Source organism: Micromonospora sp. CA-259024 (assembly GCF_050936255.1).
Classification (GTDB): domain Bacteria; phylum Actinomycetota; class Actinomycetes; order Mycobacteriales; family Micromonosporaceae; genus Micromonospora.
In genome coordinates, this window is the sequence record NZ_JBNJND010000001.1 from 4089704 (window position 1) to 4109468 (window position 19765).

Below are 19765 nucleotides of genomic sequence, written 5' to 3' on the forward strand. Positions count from 1 at the left end.
CGGCGTCACAGCCCGCCCTGGACGCCGATCAGCGAACCGATCAGGTAGGTGGCGCCGGCGGCTGCGGCGCCGAGCAGCAGCTGGCGCAGCCCGCTGGTCCACCAGGGCCGGTTGGTGAAGCGGGCGACCACCGCGCCGGCGGCGAACAGCCCGAGCCCGCCGACAGCGAGTGCCAGCCACAGCTCGGTGGCGCCGAACAGGTACGTCAGCAGCGGAACCAACGCGCCCACCGAGAAGAACAGGAACGACGAGATCGCCGCGGCCCACGGGCTGGGCTGGTCGTCGGGGTCGACGCCCAGCTCCTCGCGGACGTGCACCCGCAGCGCCTCCTCCGGGTCGCGCCGCACCGCCTCCGCGACCTGCGTGGCGAGGTCCCGGGGAAGGCCTCGGGCCACCCACGCGTCGGCCAACTCCCGGGCCTCCGCCTCGGGGTGCCGCTCCAGTTCGCGTCGCTCCTTGGCCACCTCGGCGGCGACCTGCTCGTTCGCGGAGCGCACGCTGGTGTACTCGCCGAGCCCCATCGAGATCGCACCGGCCACCAGGCCGGCGGAACCGGTCAGCACGATGCTGCGGGGCGACACCCCGCCACCGCCGACACCGGCGATCAGGGCGATGTTGGTGACCAGACCGTCCATCGCACCGAAGACGGCCGGGCGCAGCCAGCCGCCGGAGACGTCCGCGTGGTGCGCCTCGCGCAGCGCCGCCGGGGTGTCGGTCACGGCAAGGTCAGGATCTCGTGGCCGTCGTCGGTCACCACGATGGTGTGCTCGAACTGGGCCGTCCACTTCCGGTCCTTGGTGACCACGGTCCACCCGTCGTCCCACATGTCGTACTGGTAGGTACCAAGCGTGATCATGGGCTCGATGGTGAACGTCATCCCCGGCTCCATGATGTCGGTGGGGCGCGGGCTGTCGTAGTGCGGCACGTAGAGCCCGCTGTGGAAGGACTCGCCGATGCCGTGGCCGGTGAAGTCGCGGACGACGCCGTAGCCGAACCGCTTGGCGTACGACTCGATGACCCGGCCGATCACGTTGATCTGGCGGCCGGGCTTGACCGCCCTGATGCCGCGCATCATCGCCTCGTGGGTCCGCTCGACCAGCAGCCGGGCCTCCTCGCTGACCTCCCCGACGCAGAAGGTGGCATCGGTGTCACCGTGCACCCCACCGATGTACGCGGTCACGTCGACGTTGATGATGTCGCCGTCCTGCAGGACGGTGGAGTCCGGGATGCCGTGGCAGACGACCTCGTTGAGGCTGGTGCAGCAGGACTTCGGGAAGCCCTTGTAGCCCAGCGTCGACGGGTACGCGCCGTGGTCGCAGAGGAACTCGTGCACCACCTTGTCGATCTCGTCGGTGGTCACGCCGGGCTTGCAGTGCTCGCCGGCGAGCTGGGTCGCCTGGGCGGCGAGCCGGCTGGCGATCCGCATCTTCTCGATGGTCTCCGGCGTCTGCACGTGCGAGCCGCGCCACTCCTGCGGACGCTTCTTGCCCACGTACTCCGGTCGGGCGATCTGGCTGGGCACCGGTCGCGTCGGGGAGAGCGTGCCTGGTGTCAGCGGCGGGCGGACGGTCATGCCACAAGCCTATCGCCGGAGCCGCTGGTGACCCGCGCCACGGCCGCTCCGGAGCGGTTGTTGCCCCGTCAGGTCGGCTGTGCCATGGTGTCTGGGTGGATCAAGGGGCAGCACCGCCCGTCTTCTCCGCCAGCGCGGAGATCGACGGTGATCACCTCCATGTGGTGGTGGCCGGTGAGGTCGACATGGCGACGGCCGACACCATGCTCCACACCGCGCTGCGCGAGCCCGCCGGGCAGATCACCCTCGATTTGAGCCGGGTCACGTTCTTCGACTCGGCTGCCATCCACGCACTGGTCCGGCTCGCCCAGCAGTGTCCGGGCTCGCTCACCGTGGTGCCGTCGCGGCAGGTCCGCCGCGTGCTGGAGATCTCCGGCCTGGGCGGGCAGAGCTGGCTCAGGCCGGCCTGACGGACGCCGGGCGCGCGGTCAGCCCCGCAGGTGCCGGCGCAGCGTCACCTCGGTGCCCTCATCGGTACGCCGCACCGACAGGTCACCCAGCGCCTTGATCAGGGCCAGCCCGCGCCCACGGAACCCGGAGCCGGTCGACTCGCGCCACTGCCCGCTGTCGCGGACCGTGGCGGTCACCGTCCGACCGTCGATGGCCACCTCCACGCTGATCACCGCCTCGGCGGGGTGGACCGGATGCTCGATGGCGTTCGCGGCGGCCTCGGAGACCGCGACGGTCAGGTCGAACAGGTCCGTCTCACCGACCTCGTGCGCGACCAGGAAATCCTCCAGGCGCTTGCGCAGCACGCTCAGCCGGGTGGGGTCCGCCGGTAGCCGCAGGGCGAAACGGTTCAGCTCCGCCGCCTCCAGGGCGAGGAGCGCCACGTCGTCGCGGCGGGGCCGGCCGGCGACCCGCTCGACCACCGTGTCGATCAGGTCCGCCACGTGTTCGGCGGGGGTCGCCGCGTCGACGCACAGCTGGGCCAGCCCGGCGTCGATGTCGAGTTGACGGTCCTCGATCAGCCCGTCGGTGTAGAGCAGCAGTCGGCTGCCGGGCGCCAACTCCCCCTCGACCGCCTCGTACGTCGTGTCGGGGATGGCGCCGACCGGTGGGCCGAGCGCACGGCCGTGCAGGAACGTCACGTCGCCTCCTCTGATCAGCAGCGGGGACGGGTGACCGGCGCTCGCGTACCGGAGACGGCCGGTGCGCGGGTTGAACAGCAGACAGAGCACCGTCGCGAAGGATCGGCGCTCGGTGGACCCGACCAGTCGGTTGAGCCGGGTCAGCGACTCACCCGGGTCGTAGCCCTCCAGCAGGTATGCCCGCAACGCGTTGCGCAGCTGCCCCATCGCCGCGGCGGCTTGGACGCCCTTGCCGACCACGTCGCCGATGACCAGCACCAGTTCGTCGTCCGCGATGGCGATCGCGTCGTACCAGTCACCGCCCACCTCGACGTCCGCGCTGCCCGGCAGGTACCGGCTGGCGACCACCGCCCCGGGCAGTTGAGGCAGCGACCGGGGCAGCAGGCTGTGCTGCAACGTGGTGGCGATGCGGTGTTCGGCTTCGTAGAGCTGGGCGTTCTCCAGGCGAACCCCGACCAGCCGGGCCAGCTGGGTCAACGCGGCCTGGTCTGCCTGCGCGTCGTCGCCTGCCGGCCGCCAGACCCGCAACTCGCCGAGCGGTTCGCCGGTGGTGCCCGTCAGGGCTGCCACGAAGGACGGGTCGGCGGCGGTGGCGCCGCCGGTGTCCGCCTCGGACCGGGCCCCGGTCGCGGTGATCACCACCCGGGCCGCCTCCGCGAGGCTGAGCGCGTGCCGGGCGGCGATGTCGAGCACGTCACCGGTGGACCGCGCGGTGTTCACGGCCACCGCCGCGTCGGCCAGCGCCCGGAGCCGACGGATGATCTGCCCACGGAGTTGGCCCAGCTCGACGTTGGCGCGGACCCGGGCGATCAGCTCCTGGCTGGCGAACGGCTTGGTGAGGTAGTCGTCGGCACCGGCGGAGAGGCCGGCGACGGCCTCCGCGGAGCCAGCGCGGGCGGAGAGCAGCACGATCGGCACATGCCGGGTACGCGGATCCGCGCGCAACGCGCTCACCAGGCCGAACCCGTCCAGCCGGGGCATCATCACGTCGCTGAGCACCAGATCGAACCCGCCCTCGCGGGCCAGTGGCAGGGCCGCCAGCCCGTCGCGCGCGGTGACCACCTCCCAGGTCGGGGAGAGCAGCCGGGTGACGTGCTCGCGCAGGTCGATGTTGTCGTCGACGACCAGGATGCGCCCGGCCGGGGTGCCCTCGGTCGGCCGGCTGTCGAACTCGGGCGCCGGGCCGGTGCCGGTCCACAACGCGGTCTCCGCCACGTACAACCGGGCCTGCTCGGGCTCGCCCGTGGGCAGGGGGCCGTACACCGCCACCCGGTCCTCGGGGAGGTGCGCAGATCCGAACGGGACGGTCACCGTGAAGGTGCTGCCCTCGTCGACCTGACTGGTCAGCCCGACCTCGCCACCGTGCATCTCGACCAGCTCCCGGACCAGCGCCAGGCCGATGCCGGTGCCCTCGTGGGTCCGCGCACGCACCCCGGGCACCCGGTGGAACCGCTCGAAGACGTGCGGCAGCTCGTCCGGCACGATGCCGATGCCGGTGTCCGTCACGTCCAGGCGGGCCACGCCGTCCACGGCCCGGACCCGCACCCGGATCTCCCCGTCGAAGGTGAACTTGACCGCGTTCGACACCAGGTTGAGGACGATCTTCTCCCACATGTCCCGGTCGACGAAGACCGGTGCCGGCAGTGGTGGGCAGTCCACCACCAACCGCAACCCGGCTCGGTCGGTGGCCGAACGGAAGGTGCTGGCCAGCCGGGCCGTGTAGCCGGCGAGGTCGGTGGCCTGGTAGGAGGCGGCGAGCCGACCGGACTCCAGCCGGGAGAAGTCCAGCACGGTGTTGACCAGCTTGAGCAGGCGCAGCGCGTTGCGATGCATGACGGTGAGCCGGTCGGTTTCGGCGGCGGCCAGTGTCGGGTCGGCCAGCATGTCCTCCAGCGGGCCGAGCACCAGGGTCAGCGGGGTACGGAACTCGTGGCTGACGTTGGCGAAGAAGGTGGTCTTCGCCTGGTCCAGCGCGGCCAGCTCGGCAGCTCGGGCCCGCTCCCGCTCGTACTCCCGCTGCGTGCCGACCGCGCGGGAGAGCTGGGCGGCGATCAGGTCGAGGAAGTCGCGGTAGTCGTCGCTGAGCGGCAGCCGACGGGCCACGCCGACGACCAGCGCGCCGACGGTCTGGCTGGTCGCCGTGAGGGGGAGCACGAAGGCCTGGTCCGCGGCGTCGACCGGCGGCGGGTCGAGCAGACCGGCCACGTCGACCGTCGCGGGCACACCGTCGGCGGTCACCCGCGCCAGCCGCTCCGGGGTGATGCCGACGGTGGCCGGGGAGGCGCCGGTGGAACCGACCAGGGTGAGGTGGCCGCTCTGGTCGGCCAGGTAGATCAGGGCGAAGGGCACGTCCTCCCGGTGCTGGGCGAGCACACCGGCGGCGGTCCGACCGAGTTGGGCGGCGCTGCCGATGTCGGTCAGCTCGGCACCCAGTTCGGCCAGCGCCCGCAGCCGGCGCTCGCCGAGCACCCGGCCGGTGGTCTCGTTGACGATGCAGTAGACGCCACTGACCGAGCCGTCGTCACCTCGGATCGGGTCGTATGACACGTTGAAGTAGGTCTGCTCGACAAAGCCGTGCCGGTCCAGCAGGAACGGGTGGTCCTCGCCGCGGTAGGCGCGCCCGCTGCGCCGGACGCCGTCGAGCAGCGGGCCGAGCACCGCCCAGGTCTCCACCCAGTGCTGGCGCGCTGGCTGGCCGAGCACGTCCGGGTGTTTGCCGCCGATGGTCGGCCGGTAGGCGTCGTTGTAGAAGGCGAGCTGCTCATCGCCCCAGAACATGACGATCTGCGCGCTGGAGGCGAGCATCATGCCGACCGCGTTGGAGAGCGCCAACGGCCAGTGACCGGGCTCGCCCAGCGGGCCGGTGGACCAGTCGAAGTCGCGCAGCCGCTCGCCCATCTCGCCGCCGGCCGCGAACGCGGCCGCCAGCATCGGAGGGATCTCCCCGGCAGACGCGACGGGATGCCCGGCGTCCGCACCCCCCAGGGCCGAGCTCATACAGCCTCCCACCCCGGCCGTGCCCCGCGACCGTTGATCTTCACCCACCGTGCTTCGACTTGTACCCAAGAGGATCAGCAACGTAACGCATCACCACGGTTGGGCGCTGGTTGTGTCCGCACCAGCCGTCGGGCACCGGACAGTGCGGCCGCGTCGACAGTGCGGCCGCGTCGAGCGTCGGCTGCCGCAGCGCCGCGACGAGTCAGAAGACGGGCAGCCCGTCGATGCTCGCCGCGTTCCTGGTGGCGCGGTAGTCCACCAGGTCGTCGGCGGTACGACGGGAGTGGGAGGTGAGCAGCAGGTCGCGTTCGGCGCGGAAGTCCATCAACGGCACCGCGTAGCCGCAGGAGTCGCTGACCCGCTCCACCTCGACGGTGATCACGGCCCGGACGGCGTGCACGTCGGGCGGTGCGGGAAACTCCGCGAGGCGGTCGGCGAAGGCTCCCTCGGTCACCGCGACGCTGGTGCCCCGGCCGTGCAACCGGACGATCTTCGGCGGACCGTCGAAGGCGCAGAACATCAGCGTTATCCGGCCGTTGTCCCGCAGGTGGGCGATGGTCTCCGCCCCACTGCCGTGGTAGTCGAGGTAGGCCACCCGGTGCGGGCCGAGGATCACGAACGTGCCCCGCATGCCCTTCGGCGAGACGTTGACGTGCCCCTCGATGCCGGATGGCGCGGTGGCCACGAAGAAGACCGGCTGCGCCGCGATGAAGTCACGCAGGCGACCGTCGATCTCCGGATAGACCTTGCCCATGGGCCGATCCTCCCACCGGCCACACCGACGGGCGGGGGCGACGTGCGTCACACCCCCCGTCGACGCGCTGGCCAGCGGCCCGGACCAGCGCGGTGATCGGTCGGGGATCCGGCTCGTTCTCCGGATGCCACTGCACGCCGAGCACGAACGGCAGAGCCGGGTCCTCGACCGCCTCGACGACGCCGTCCTCCGCCCAACCGGTGACCGCGAGCCGGCCCGGCTCGGCGATCGCCTGGTGGTGGTACGAGTTGACCCGATCCACCCCGGCCAGCACCGTCGCGGCCAGGCTGCCCGGCGCGAACCGCACCGCGTGGCTGCCGTAGACGCCGGGCGCCGGACGGTGCGCCTCATGACCGACCACGTCGGGCAGGTGCTGGTGCAGGGTGCCGCCGTAGGCGACGGCGAGCAACTGCATCCCCCGGCACACGCCCAGCACCGGCAGCTCGGCGGCGAGCGCGGCGGCCAACAGGGTCAGCTCGCCGGCGTCCCGATCCGGCCGGTCCTCGGTACGCGGGTCGGGCGGCTGCCCGTACCGCCCCGGGCCCACATCAGCGCCACCGGCCAGCAGCAGCCCGTCGAGAACGGCCAACACGTCGCCGTCGACGTCGTCCGGCGGAAGCACCAACGCCCGACCGCCAGCGGCCGTCACCGCCCGCACGTACGCCTCGGGCACCAGCACGGCCCGCACGCCCCGCCAAGCCGCCCAGTCGACGGGCTCGACGTAGGCGCTGATCCCGATCAGCGGTCGGGTCGGGGCCGGCACCGTTCGCGACTGCGAGGCTCGCAAAACCGGCTCACTCCTCGCGCTCACAGGGGGGTGACGTACGCGCCGGTGATGCCGCCGTCGACCACGAACTGCGCGGCGGTCATGAACGAGGCGTCGTCGCTGGCCAGGAACGCCACCGCGGCGGCGATCTCCTCCGGTTGGCCGAAGCGACCCATCGGCACGTGCACCAGCCGGCGGGCGGCCCGCTCCGGGTCGGCGGCGAACAGCTCCAGCAGCAACGGGGTGGCTACCGGGCCGGGGCACAGCGCGTTGACCCGGATGCCCTCGCGGGCGAACTGCACGCCCAGCTCCCGGGTCATCGCCAGCACACCACCCTTGCTGGCGGTGTACGCGATCTGCGACGTCGCCGCGCCCATCAGCGCCACGAACGAGGCCGTGTTGATGATCGAGCCCTTGCCCTGGCGGCGCATGTGCGGGATGGCGTACTTGCAGCACAGGTAGACGCTCGTGGTGTTGACCCGCAGCACCCGCTCCCACGCGTCGAGGCCCGTGTCCAGAATGGAGTCGTCGTCGGGCGGTGAGATGCCGGCGTTGTTGAACGCGATGTCCACCCGGCCGTGCCGGTCCGCCACCCCGTCGAAGAGGTCGCGTACCGCCGACTCGTCGGCCACGTCGGTGGCCACGAACTCACCGCCGCACTCCTCGGCGGCCTTCTCGCCGGCCGCGGCGTCGATGTCCACGCAGACCACCCGGGCCCCCTCGGCGGCGAACCGCCGGACGGTGGCCAACCCGATGCCGCTACCCGCTCCGGTGACCACGGCCACCCGGTCCTGCAACCGACCCTGCACTGGCGTCACTCCTCTGTCGCGATGAACACGTTCTTGACGTCGGTGAAGGAGTGCAACGCGTCCGGGCCCAGCTCACGGCCGAGCCCGGAGCGCTTCATCCCGCCGAACGGGGTCCAGTAGCGCACGGAGGAGTGCGAGTTGACGCTGAGGTTGCCCGAGTCGACAGCGCGGGCCATACGGAGGGCGCGGCCCACGTCCCGCGTCCAGATCGAGCCGGAGAGGCCGTACTCGGTGTCGTTGGCGAGCCGGACCGCGTCGGCCTCGTCGTCGAACGGCAGCACCGAGACCACCGGGCCGAAGATCTCCTCCCGCCAGTGCCGGTCGGCGGGCGAGTCGGCCAGCAGCACGGTGGGCGCGTGCCAGAACCCGGGGCCGTCGGGGCAGGAGCCGGTGAAGGCGACAGTCGCCCCGGCGAGGTAGCCGGCGACCCGGTCCCGCTGAGCCGCGGAGATCAGGGGACCCATCTCGGCGGTGTCCCGCGACGGGTCCTCCACCCGAACTGCCCGTACCGCTGGTTCGAGGAGTGCCAGGAAGCGGTCGTACACCGGACGTTGGACCAGGATCCGCGACCGTGCGCAGCAGTCCTGGCCGGCATTGTCGAAGACCGCGCCCGGCGCGGTCGCGGCGGCGCGCTCCAGGTCGGCGTCGGCGAACACGATGTTCGCGCTCTTGCCGCCCAGCTCCAGGGTGAGTCGCTTCACCTGGGCGGCGCAGCCGGCCATGATCCGGGTGCCGACGTCGGTCGAGCCGGTGAAGCAGATCTTGCGTACGGCCGGGTGGCTGACGAACCGCTCCCCCACCACCGCGCCCGCACCGGGTACGACGATGAACACGTCCTCGGGCAGGCCCGCCTCGCGGGCCAGCTCGGCCAGCCGCAGCGCGGTGAGCGGTGTCAGCTCGGCGGGCTTGAGCACCACGGTGTTGCCGGCGGCGAGGGCCGGGACGAACCCCCAGGCGGCGATCGGCATCGGGAAGTTCCAGGGCACGATCACGCCGACCACGCCGAGCGGCTCGTGGAAGGTGACGTCCAACCCGCCGGGCACCGGGATCTGCCGCCCGGTCAGCCGCTCGGGCGCGCCGGCGTAGTAGTCCAGGACGTCTCGGACGTTGCCGGCCTCCCAGCGGGCATTGCCGATGGTGTGCCCGGAGTTGCGGACCTCCAGTGCGGCAAGCTCCTCCACGTGCGCGTCGACGACAGCGGCGAACCGCCGCAGGAGCCGCGCCCGATCCCCCGGCCCGACGGCCCGCCACGCCTCGAAAGCCGTCGCGGCGCGCGCGATCGCCGTGTCGACCTCCTCCACCGAGGCCCCCGGGACCTCTCGAAACCCCACCCCGGAAGCCGGATCCACCACAACCGTCACGCCGTCACCCATCCTTCCTCCGCGCGATCTTGCAGTTGCTGTCCCGACAAGAGCCACGATTCACCACAGATCGGCGACACAAAGCGCAAGATCGCGGGGGCGAGGGTGGGGGCGGGGGTGAGGGTGGGGGTGAGGGTGGGAGGGTGGGGGTTAGAGGCGTTCGAAGCCACGGGTCAGCTCCCAGTCCGTCACGGCCGCGTCGAAGGCGGCCAGTTCCACCCTCGCCTGGTTGGCGTAGTGGGCCACCACCTCGGAGCCAAACGCATCCCGAGCCACAGTGGAGGACTCCCAGAGGGTCAGGGCATCGCGCAACGTGCCGGGGACGCGATCGGCCTCCGGGTCGTCGTACGCGTTGCCGGTGCACTCCTCGCCCAGCTCCAGTTCGCGGTCGACGCCGTGCAGCGCGCCGGCGACCAGCCCGGCGATCGCCAGGTACGGGTTGACGTCCGCGCCGGGCACCCGGTTCTCCACCCGCATGCCCTGCCCGTGCCCGACCACCCGCAGCGCGCAGGTACGGTTGTCGACCCCCCAGCGCAGCGCCGTCGGGGCGAACGACCCCGGTTGGTAGCGCTTGTAGGAGTTGATGTTCGGCGCGAAGAGCAGGCTGAACTCCCGCATGGTGGCCAGCAGCCCGGCGAGCACCCGCTGCCCGGTCTGCGACAGGTGCGCCGGACCGTCGCCGAGCATCACCGAGCCACCACTGCTGTCCCGCAGCGAGAAGTGGATGTGACAGGAGTTGCCCTCACGCGCGTTCGGCTTGGCCATGAAGGTGATCGCCATGCCCTCCTGGGCGGCGATCTCCTTGGCACCGTTCTTGTAGATCACATGGTGGTCGGCGCAGGCCACCGCCTCGTCGTAGCGGAAGGCGATCTCGTGCTGGCCGAGGTTGCACTCACCCTTGGCGCTCTCCGGGGTGAGCCCGGCGGCGGCCATCTCGGTGCGGATCCGGCGCAGCAACGGCTCCACCCGGGCGGTGCCGAGCAGCGAGTAGTCCACGTTGTACTGGTTGGCCGGGGTGAGGTCGCGGTAGCCGCGCCGCCAGGCCTCCTCGTACGAGTCGCGGAACAGCACGAACTCCAGCTCGGTGCCGGCGTACGCGGTCAGGCCGTGCTCGGCCAGCCGGTCCAGTTGCCGGCGCAGGATCTGCCGGGGCGAGGCGACCACGTCACCCGAGCCGTCGAGCCAGGCCAGGTCGGCCAGCAGGAGCGCGGAGCCCGGTTGCCAGGGCACCCGGCGCAGCGTGCGGAGATCCGGCACCATCGCGAAGTCGCCGTAGCCGCGCTCCCAGCTCGACATCGCGTACCCGTCGACGGTGTTCATGTCGACGTCCACGGCGAGCAGGTAGTTGCAGCCCTCGCTGCCGTTGGCCACCACCTGGTCGAGGAAGAAGGGCGCGTGGAACCGTTTGCCCTGCAAGCGGCCCTGCATGTCGACGAGAGCCAGCACCACCGTGTCGATCTCACCGTCGGCGACAGCGACCCGCAGTTGTTCCAGCGTGAGCGGAGCTTTCCTCATTCGCGGGCCTCCATCACCAAGGTCTACTGGCAAACCGGATCACCGTCAATGCCCCCGGCGGTGCGGGCGGCAAACCCGGCGGGACGGCAATGACGCCCGTCCCGCCGGGTCCGGGTCAGGCCGGGCCGTCGACCGGCGCCGGGTCGGCCGCCGGCACCGGCTCCTCGACGGTACGAACCGGGCCGGTGAACCACTTGCGGGCCGAGGCGTACCACCAGACGGCGACCACCAGCAGCACCCCGCCGACGGCGAGCGGCGCGTAGTTCACCGCCGACCAGGTGAACCCGTCGTTGCCGGGCACCCCGGCGGGCACGATCGGCAGCACGAAGTAGACCGCGATCACCGCGATCTCGATCACCGCGATCCAGCCGAACAGCCTGTACTTCCGCCCGAGCGTCCACGGGCCGGGCGTGAACCGGTCGCCCATCCGCAGCCGCAGCGCGATCGGGATGAGGAAGGACAGGTAGAGCCCGAGCACCGCGACGGACACCACCGCGTAGAAGGCGATCGGGATGCCGGCTGAGCTCTCGTAGAGGGCCGGCAGGGTCAGCACCAGGCCGGCCAGGGTCGCGCCGATGATCGCGTTGACCGGGGTGCCGTTGCGGTCGACCTTCGACCAGAGCCGCCAGCCCGGCACCGCCCGGTCGCGACTGAACGCGTACGCCATGCGGCTCATCGATGTCACGCAACTCATCCCGCAGAAGAACTGCCCGATGGTGGAGATGATGATGACGATCTTGAAGAAGACCGGGGTCAGCGCGGACTCGAAGATGGCACCGGAGAAGCCACCCGCCGCGTTGACCGCCTCGACGTCGGTGGCCGCGAAGAGGAACGCCAGCAGCAGGATCCAGCCGCCGACCGCCGAGTAGAAGATGGACTGCCACAGCCCTCGGGCCGCGGCCTGGGAGGCGCCTCGGGTCTCTTCCGACACGTGCGCACAGGCGTCGAAGCCGGTGATCGTGTACTGGGTCAGCAGGAAGCCCAGCGGCAGCACGTAGAACCAGAACGTCAGCCCGCCGATGTCTCCGTCACCGAAGCCGGAGTTGTTGAACCGCTCGGTGAACACGAACTGGAAGCTCTGGTGGTTGTCCGGCACGAAGACCAGGATGGCCACCACCACGGCCGCGCCGGCCACGTGCCACCAGACCGAGACGTTCTGGAGTACGTCGATGATCCGGTGCCCGTAGATGTTGATCAGCCCGTGCAGCACCAGGATGATCACGAAGAGGATGAACGCCTGCCGTAGCGTCCCGGCCCAGCCGTCGAAGAGCGCCGACAGGGTGAGGTTGAGGAACGTCGCGCAGCCGTAGTCGACCGAGGCGGTGACCGCCACCAGACCGATCAGGTTCAGCCAGCCGGTGAACCAGCCGTGCACCGGGCGGCCCATGGTTGCCGCCCACCAGTAGATCCCGCCCGCTGTCGGGTACGCCGACACCAGCTCCGCCATGCAGAAGCCGATGATCAGGATGAACAGTGAGATCAGCGGCCAGCCCCAGGAGATGGCGACCGGTCCGCCGTTGTTCCACGCCTGGCCGAAGGTGGTGAAGCAGCCGGCCAGGATCGAGATGATGGAGAACGAGATGGCGAAGTTGGAGAAGCCACTCCACTTACGGCGTAGCTCCTGTTTGTAGCCGAGTTCGGCGAGCCGTCGGGCGTCGTCGTCCATCGGTTGCTCGGCGGTTGGCACGGGGGTCGTTGCCACTGCACACCTCCCTGAGGTGGTTCCGCGTGCGAGTGCGCAAAGTGTGGTCCCGGCCGATCAAGGCGGTCAATACGCAGTCGGTGGGAATCTCACCGCCGTGGCGGATAATTGTGTTGCCACTCCGGCCGCCCCGGCCGCATCCTTGAGCCCGTGACCAGGCCCGATCACGACGGGCCATCCACCGGGCGCTCGGACCGCCCGGCCCGCGTCGGCGCGGGGTGTCACCTCTCTCTCACCCGTACGGCGACCGCCGTATCCGACGGACATCCCGCGCCGACACGACCCCGCTTGGCGGAACACATGAGGACGCCGCCCCCGCCCCGGTCGGGGCGGGGGCGGCGCGCTCGTTGTCATGGCTGCCCCTGCGGTGTCGCCGGTCAGCGGGTCACGGTGAGCGACCCTTTCAGTCGGCCGACCGCGACCTCACTCATGCCCACGGCTGGCGCGGGGACGGTGAAGGCCACCCTCGCCATCTCGCCGGGCTCCAGGACCACCGGCGAGGTGGCCACCACCCTCCCGTCGATCCGAAGGACGCCCTGGTACTCGCCGGCGAGGTTCCCGAGGTTCTTCACCAGGGCGGTCACGGTCACGGGCTTCCCCGGTCGCACGCTGGCCGGATTGATCTTGAGGTCGGCCAGCACGAACCGCGCCGCCGGCTCGTCCGGCCGCATGTCCCGGCTGAAGATGTCCATCCCGCCGTTCGTGTCGCCCTCGACCAGGTTGGTCGCCCCGCTGGCGAAGGCCGCGTACCGGCCGTCACCGCTCAGCGCGACCTGCCCCGTCATCCCGGGGCCGCTGGCGACCCCCGGGAGCGGCGCGGACACCATTTCCGTCCGGTCGGTCTGGCGGTCGTGCAGGAAGACGTCCACCTGTCCGTTCGTGTCGCCCTCCACCAGGTTGGCTGCGGTGCTCTGGAAGGCTACGTACCGGCCGTCGGCGCTGATGGACGGTTCGGTCGACATGGACCAACGGGCGCTCTCGCCCCCGCCGGACGCCACCGACACCCGCTCCGTGACGCCGGACACACGGTCCCGGACAAAGATGTCCGTGCCACCGTTGGTGTCCTCGGGCACTAGGGGGGCATCGGTGCCGAAGGCGACGTAGCGGCCGTCGCCGCTGATCGACGGGTTCAGGGACCGGCTGTTGCCCTGCTCGCCTTTGGCCGTCACAGAGACCCGTTGGGTCGCACCGGTCAGGCGGTCGTGGACGAACACGTCCACTGTGCCGTTCGTGTCATCGGCCACCAGGTTGGACGCGTAGCTGATGAACGCCACGTAGCGGCCATCGGCGCTGATCGACGAGCCCGCCGAGTATCCGTCGCTCTGCCCTCCGCCGGATGCAACCGACACCCGCTGCGTCGTGCCGGTCTCACGGTCGAAGACGAAGATGTCGTTCTGTCCGTTGGTGTCCCCGGCCACCAGATTCGACGCGCTGCTGTCGTACGCGACGAACCGCCCATCGGTGCTGAGCGACGGAACGCTCGAACGGCCGTTGGACTGGGTGCCGTCGGAGGCCCGCGACACCCGTACGGTCGTACCGGCAGCCCGGTCCCGGACGAAGATGTCCGCCTCGTCGTTGGTGTCGTCCGGGACGAGGTTCGACGCGTCGCTGTAGAAGGCCACGATTCGCCCGTCCCGACTGGGCGACGAATCGCCCGACACGCCGTTCCCCTCGACCCCCTCCGTGGAGACCGAGATCCGCTCGACCGCGCCGTTCCACCGGTCGCTGAGGAACGCGTCGTACGTGCCGTTGCCGTCTCCGGCCACGTGGGTGGTCGCGTCGCTGTAGAAGGTCACGAACCGCCCGTCGGCACTCACCGCCGGGCTGTACGCCAAGGCGGAAACCTGCGTGCCGTCCGAGTTCACCGAGATCCGCTCGGTCGGCGTGGGCCCGCCGATCGTGAGGTCCAGACGTCCCGGCGTGCCCGCCGAGGCCACCGTGACGGCGCCCTCCGGCGAGGAGGCGAGGCCGGACGCGGAGGCCACCGCCCGGTAGGCGCCGACGGGTACACCGGTGATGGTGAACGAGCCGCTGGTGTCGGTCGTGGCGGAGAGGTCCACCGGGACATCCCGCACCCGCACGGTGGCGCCCGGGACGGTGGAACCGGTGGGTCCGTAGACGACCCGACCGGTGATCCGCCCGCGGGGCGCGAGCGTCAGCGCCAGATCACGGTCCACGAACCCCGTCTCGGGCACCGCCACGCCCGTCACCGTCACCGTCCGGTAACCGAACGCCGACACCTCGAGGTCGTAACTGCCCGCCGGCAGCTTCAGCTCGTACGCGCCGGTCTCGTCGGTCGTCCACGCGGCCTTCGCACCCACCGGCCGGATCGCCGCCCCGGCGATCGCCTCGCCCGTCTGGGCGTCGGTGACGGTGCCGCGGACGCCCCCGTTGAGGTCGATGTACTCGACGGCCGCCCGGGCGTCGATGCGCCCCCATCCGAACCGGGAGTTGGGTCGTTGCGCGCCGTACCGGTCATCGAAGACGGACGTGTCGATGAGGGCCTGAAGCGCTTCGTCGACGCTGAGGGCCGGCCGTCGCTGCAGCATGAGGGCCACGGTTCCCGCGACATGCGGGGTGGCCATGGAGGTGCCGTTCAGCGAGCCGTAGCTGCCGTCCGGCATGGCCGAGTACACGTCCACGCCCGGCGCCGAGATGTCGGGCACGACGTACGACTCGGGCCACTCAGCGGGCGCGGCCGCCCAGTCGGACCGGTCGACGACCTCGCCACAGGAGAAGTCACCCACGTTGTCCGAGGAGTCGGTGGCACCCACCGCCGTCGCCTCGTACACGTTTGCCGGCGTGCTGGACGCTCCGGGGGGGCAGTCGTTGCCGATCGCGAAGGCGGGGAAGATTCCGGCCTGGTAGAGGTTGAGCGTCGGCTCGATGAATTCCTGGTCGTGCCCGATCGACCCGAGCGACATGTTCACGACGTCGGCTGGCTCGCCCGCCGGGTTGCCGTCCGCGTCGTACGGGGCGGCGGCCCACTGCATACTTCCGAGGATCTGGGCGTAGGTGCCCGATCCGTCGGGAATGGCCACCGCGGCCATCAGCTCGACGCCCGGGGCAACACCGATCTGCGTACCGGAGGCCGCGCCGCCGACGATGGTCCCGGCGACGTGCGTGCCGTGGTAGCTGGTGTCGTGGGGAGCGGAGCGGACGGGCACGCCGTCCTCCGAGAACTCCATCCAACCGCCCGGGTGGGACTCGTCCGAGGGGTCGGTGGTGACCATCTTCCCGGCCAGATCCGGATGTGCGATGTCCACACCGGTGTCGAGCACGGCGACGCGAATGCCGTCACCCGTGACGCCAAGGGTGTTCTGTACGAAGTCCGCCCCGATCTTGCTGATTCCCCACGTGGTCGCGGCGGCGGTGGTCGCGGCGGCGGTCGCCTTCTCGGTCCGGGGCAGGGTGACCTCGAAGTTCGGGATGATGCGCTCGACCGAGCCCATCGCGGTCAGCCGCTCGAGTGTCTTCGGCTTCGCCTGGACCAGGACCATGTTGTTGAGCCAGAAGGAGGCGACCAGTTCACCACCCTCGGCCTTCACGGCCTTCAGAGCCGGGGCCTGGGAGGTGCGGGCGGTCGCGGCGAGCGCGGCGACCACCTCGCGGGCGCGTCCCCGCTGCTTGCTCAGCTGCGGTCGATCCTTCAGGACCACAAGCGCCTCGACTCGCTTGTCGGCCCCGACACGCTTCATGTCAGCGAGCAGCGATCCATCGATCTTGTCAAGCCGCGCGTCCTCGGACGCGGCGGCCTGAGCGACGGTGCTCGTCATCGTCGATGAGGCGAGCAGTACGAAGAGAGAAAGTAGAGCCGTAAGTGGGACCATCCGGCGCCCACGCTTGCGCAACATCATGCAGCTCCTGCGGTTGGCGAGACCGCCCGAACAGTGCCATCACGCCGCTGGCCTGGCAAGATCTGCTGGCTGGCGTCTTTTGCCGCGTGGCGGGATCACGACACCGCATTGCATGCATGTCGTCACTGGTAACCGGGAGGTGCTTGTGCTCGAAATTCTCGGCGTGAGTGCGCAGGAGGAAATGATCTTAGAGGCTCTGGTCCGACGGAACCTGGCGACGGTGACCGAGCTGGCCGACGACTGCCGGCTCACCGAGCAGGCCGTACGACGTATCGCCCAGGCCCTCACCCGCCGCGGACTCGCCAATCGCCTGCCGGGGCGACCGACCCGTTACACCGCCGTGCCCCCCGACAACGGCATCGAAGCGCTCATCCTCGACCACGAGGGCGCGATCCGGGACGTGCGCACCCGCATGAATCAGCTGATGGAGATGTTCCGGGCCGGAACCCGGTTCACGAACCCGGCGGACCTGATCGAGGTGGTCACCGGACGGGACGAGGTATACGCCCGGTGGGAACAGCTGCAGCGGGGCGCCCGGGCGGAGGTGTGCACCTTCGACCGCCCGCCGTACGCCATGGCCGATCCCTTCCTCACGCCGAACGACCTCGAACGGGAGATCCTGGCGAAGGGGACGACCTACCGGGCCGTCTACGACAGCACCGCCATGGAGCTGCCCGGCTGGCTGGACCACGTCACCGCCTCGGTACGGGCCGGCGAACGGGCACGGGTCTCGCACCGGCTGCCGATGAAGCTGGCCATTTCGGACGGTCGCCTCGCGATCATCCCATTGCTGCGCTCCGGGGACCACGAGGTGGCCGCCACCTACGTGATCCATCCGTCACCGATCCTGGACGCGCTCATTGCGTTCTTCGAGAGCGTCTGGAAGCGCAGCCAACCGGTACGCCTCAACGTCCATCCCGGGTCCCTCACGCCCGACGACCTCTCCGGAGACGACGCACGGATGCTGGCGCTGCTCGCCGCCGGGATGACGGATGGCGCCGCCGGCCGGGTGCTCGGGTGGAGCGAACGGACCGTGCAACGCCGCGTCGCCAGCTTGATGGACCGGCTCGGCGTACAGACCCGGTTGCAGATGGGCATCGCCGTCAGCCGGCGGGACTGGGTGTGACGGGAGGCGATTCCCTCCCGCCGTGATCTGTACCCGCGAGCCTCAGGCCGTGGCGGGCCGATCGACGTCCAGCAGGGCGGCGATCTCGTCGGCCGGCATCGGGGCCCCGAAGAAGCGGCCCTGCCCCGTGTCGCAGCGCAGCGCCCGCAGCCGCTCGGCCTGCACCGCCGTCTCCACCGCCTCGGCGGTGACCCAGAGCTCCAGCGCGTGGGCCAGCCGGACCAGCGCGTCCACGATCCGCTCGTCCCGGTGGTCCGCCACCGCCTCCGGCCCGTCGCCGCGGATCCCCTCGACGAACGGGCCGGCCAGCTTCACACAGTGGATCGGCAGCCGGCGCAGGTAGGCGAGGTTCGAGTAGCCGGTGCCGAAATCGTCGATCGCGAGCCGCACGCCGAGCCCCGCGAGGCGGTGCAGCGAGCGCAGCGGCTCCCCCGCGCTGCCCATCACGGCGCTCTCGGTCAGCTCCAGCTGCAGCAACTCGGCGGGGAGCCCCGTGGAGGCCAGCGCGTCCGAGACGGTGTCCACGATCGCCGGGTCGTCGGCCTGCCGGGCGGCCAGGTTCACGCTCACCACCAGCGGGGGGTCCGGGAAGCGACGCCGCCACTGCTCGGCGTCCCGGCACGCCTGCCGGAGCACCCACTCGCCGAGCCGGACGATCAGCCCGGTTTCCTCGGCCAGCCCGATGAAACGGTCCGGCCCGAGCAGGCCCAACTCCGGGTGTTGCCAGCGGACCAACGCCTCGACCGCGATCGTGCTGCCCTCCAGCAGCGAGACGATCGGCTGGTAGTGCAGCACGAACTCGCCCCGGTCCAGTGCGGCCGGCAACCCGGCGACCAACGCCGACCGGGCGATGTCCCGGGCGCTGCGCTCCGGGTCGTAGACCGCCCACCGGCCCCGGCCCGCCGCCTTGGCCCAGTAGAGCGTGGTGTCCGCCGCCTTCATCAGCTCGGACGCGGTGGTCTCCGAGGCCCGGCACTCCACGATGCCCACACTGGCCGAGACGGCCAACTGATGGTCACCGACGTGCACCGGGGCCGCGACCGCGGCCAGCGCGGCCTCCGCGACGGCCACCGCGTCGTCGATGTCGTTCCCGCCGTCGACCAGGATCACGAACTCGTCGCCACCCATCCGGGCGACCAGATGGCCATGATCCGCCACGCACGCGGCCAACCTCCGGCCGATCATCACCAGCAGCCGGTCGCCCAGGTCGTGGCCGAGGCTGTCGTTGATCGCCTTGAAGCCGTCCAGGTCGAGGAAGCACACCCCGACCCGCTGCCTGACGCCCGCGGTGTCGAGGACCCGGCCCAGGGTCTCGAAAAACAGCGTCCGGTTCGGCAGCCCGGTCAGCGGGTCGTGCAGCGCCTGGAAGCGCAGCCGCTGCTGGAGTTCGTACCGCTCGGTGATGTCCTCGATCATCGCGACGGTGAACCGGGGTCGGCCGTCCTTTCGGATCAGCGAGACGGCCAGGTCCGTCCAGACCACGGTGCCGTCCTTGCGGTGGTAACGCTTCTCCACCCGGGCCGCTTCGTGTTTGCCGTCGATCAGCTCCTGGTACAGCTCCCACATCCCGGCGGCGTCGTCGGCGTGGAACAACGCCGCCACGTTGATCTCGCGTAGCTCCTCGATCGAGTAGCCGAGCATGTCGGCGAACGCCTGGTTGACGTCGATGATCCGGCCGTCCACACCGGCGATGCCGATCCCCATCGCGGCGCCGGTGAAGATCGCCCGGAACCGGGCCTCGCTCTCCCGCAGCGCCTGCTCGACCTCGTCGCGCGCCTGCCAGGCGGACCGGGCGATCCGCTCCTGCTGGCTGAAGGTGCGGTCGCGCAGGGCCCGGGCGAACCCGGCGGCCAGCCCGCCCTGGACCGCCGCGATCCGGTCGGCGAGGTCCGCCGGCCGGTCGGCGGCGCCCAGCACCCGGCGCGGGAAGTCCGCACCGAGGGCGTGCAGCGTCCAGTCCAGGGCCTGCGGTTCACTGAGGTGCGCCTCCACCAGCGCCCGCCCGACCTCCTCGGCCGGACGGGCGGTGAACGGCTCCGCCCGCACCGCCTGCGCCAGCCGGATCGTGTGCACCAGCAGCAGCCGCTCGGTCTCGGCCACGCTGAGCGGCACGAAACCGAGTCGGCGTACCGCGCGCGCCCAGTCGGCGGCGTACCCCTGAGCGTCGGCCTGGCCGGCGTCGACCCCGACGGAATCCGGGACGGCGGCCACGGG

13 protein-coding genes are annotated in these 19765 nt (G+C 71.1%); 2 read left to right on the forward strand and 11 right to left on the reverse strand.

What is annotated here, in order from left to right; genetic code table 11:
- Positions 1-5: 5 nt before the first annotated feature.
- Both ACQEUX_RS18090 and map read right to left on the reverse strand, forming a co-directional pair.
- Positions 6-719, reverse strand: a complete 714-nt coding sequence (locus tag ACQEUX_RS18090) for a VIT1/CCC1 transporter family protein (protein WP_433048839.1) — start codon at positions 717-719, stop codon at positions 6-8.
- Complete coding sequence (map, locus tag ACQEUX_RS18095) at positions 716-1573, reverse strand: type I methionyl aminopeptidase (RefSeq protein WP_433048842.1); 858 nt, start codon at positions 1571-1573, stop codon at positions 716-718. Before map ends, ACQEUX_RS18090 begins: the two co-directional genes overlap by 4 nt.
- 95 nt (positions 1574-1668) lie before the next feature.
- Between map and ACQEUX_RS18100 the strand changes: the two genes are divergently transcribed.
- Positions 1669-1983 (forward strand): STAS domain-containing protein, encoded by a 315-nt coding sequence (locus ACQEUX_RS18100; protein WP_433048845.1) that lies wholly within the window; start codon positions 1669-1671, stop codon positions 1981-1983.
- Positions 1984-2001: 18 nt separating this feature from the next.
- Here the strand turns inward: ACQEUX_RS18100 and ACQEUX_RS18105 are convergent, their stop codons facing one another.
- From ACQEUX_RS18105 to ACQEUX_RS18140, 8 genes are all read right to left on the reverse strand, one after another.
- The gene (locus ACQEUX_RS18105) at positions 2002-5661 is read right to left on the reverse strand and encodes a SpoIIE family protein phosphatase (protein ID WP_433048848.1); all 3660 of its coding nucleotides are present in this window, start codon (positions 5659-5661) and stop codon (positions 2002-2004) included.
- A gap of 202 nt (positions 5662-5863) precedes the next feature.
- On the reverse strand, positions 5864-6415 hold the full coding sequence (locus ACQEUX_RS18110; protein WP_433048851.1) for a pyridoxamine 5'-phosphate oxidase family protein: 552 nt from the start codon (positions 6413-6415) through the stop codon (positions 5864-5866).
- Entirely contained in the window at positions 6375-7178 is an 804-nt protein-coding gene (locus tag ACQEUX_RS18115; RefSeq protein WP_433048854.1) for a gamma-glutamyl-gamma-aminobutyrate hydrolase family protein, read from the reverse strand. Before ACQEUX_RS18115 ends, ACQEUX_RS18110 begins: the two co-directional genes overlap by 41 nt.
- Before the next feature lie 44 nt (positions 7179-7222).
- Positions 7223-7990: a 3-oxoacyl-ACP reductase gene (locus tag ACQEUX_RS18120; RefSeq protein ID WP_433048857.1), complete on the reverse strand. Its 768-nt coding sequence runs from the start codon at positions 7988-7990 to the stop codon at positions 7223-7225.
- A 5-nt stretch (positions 7991-7995) separates the two neighbouring features.
- Positions 7996-9363, reverse strand: coding sequence for an aldehyde dehydrogenase family protein (locus ACQEUX_RS18125; RefSeq protein ID WP_433048860.1), 1368 nt, complete (start codon positions 9361-9363; stop codon positions 7996-7998).
- Positions 9364-9501: 138 nt separating this feature from the next.
- The gene (locus tag ACQEUX_RS18130; RefSeq protein WP_433048863.1) at positions 9502-10866 is read right to left on the reverse strand and encodes a glutamine synthetase family protein; all 1365 of its coding nucleotides are present in this window, start codon (positions 10864-10866) and stop codon (positions 9502-9504) included.
- 115 nt (positions 10867-10981) lie between these two features.
- The gene (locus tag ACQEUX_RS18135; protein WP_433048866.1) at positions 10982-12568 is read right to left on the reverse strand and encodes an amino acid permease; all 1587 of its coding nucleotides are present in this window, start codon (positions 12566-12568) and stop codon (positions 10982-10984) included.
- A 377-nt stretch (positions 12569-12945) separates the two neighbouring features.
- A complete protein-coding gene (locus ACQEUX_RS18140) occupies positions 12946-16344 on the reverse strand; it encodes a S8 family serine peptidase (RefSeq protein ID WP_433048869.1) in 3399 nt (1132 codons plus the stop codon).
- Between the two features lie 193 nt (positions 16345-16537).
- Between ACQEUX_RS18140 and ACQEUX_RS18145 the strand changes: the two genes are divergently transcribed.
- Positions 16538-17551: a helix-turn-helix domain-containing protein gene (locus ACQEUX_RS18145; RefSeq protein WP_433048872.1), complete on the forward strand. Its 1014-nt coding sequence runs from the start codon at positions 16538-16540 to the stop codon at positions 17549-17551.
- 42 nt (positions 17552-17593) lie between these two features.
- On the opposite strand, the gene ACQEUX_RS18150 is transcribed toward ACQEUX_RS18145, so the two are convergent.
- Positions 17594-19762 (reverse strand): putative bifunctional diguanylate cyclase/phosphodiesterase, encoded by a 2169-nt coding sequence (locus ACQEUX_RS18150; protein ID WP_433048875.1) that lies wholly within the window; start codon positions 19760-19762, stop codon positions 17594-17596.
- Between the last annotated feature and the right edge of the window lie 3 nt (positions 19763-19765).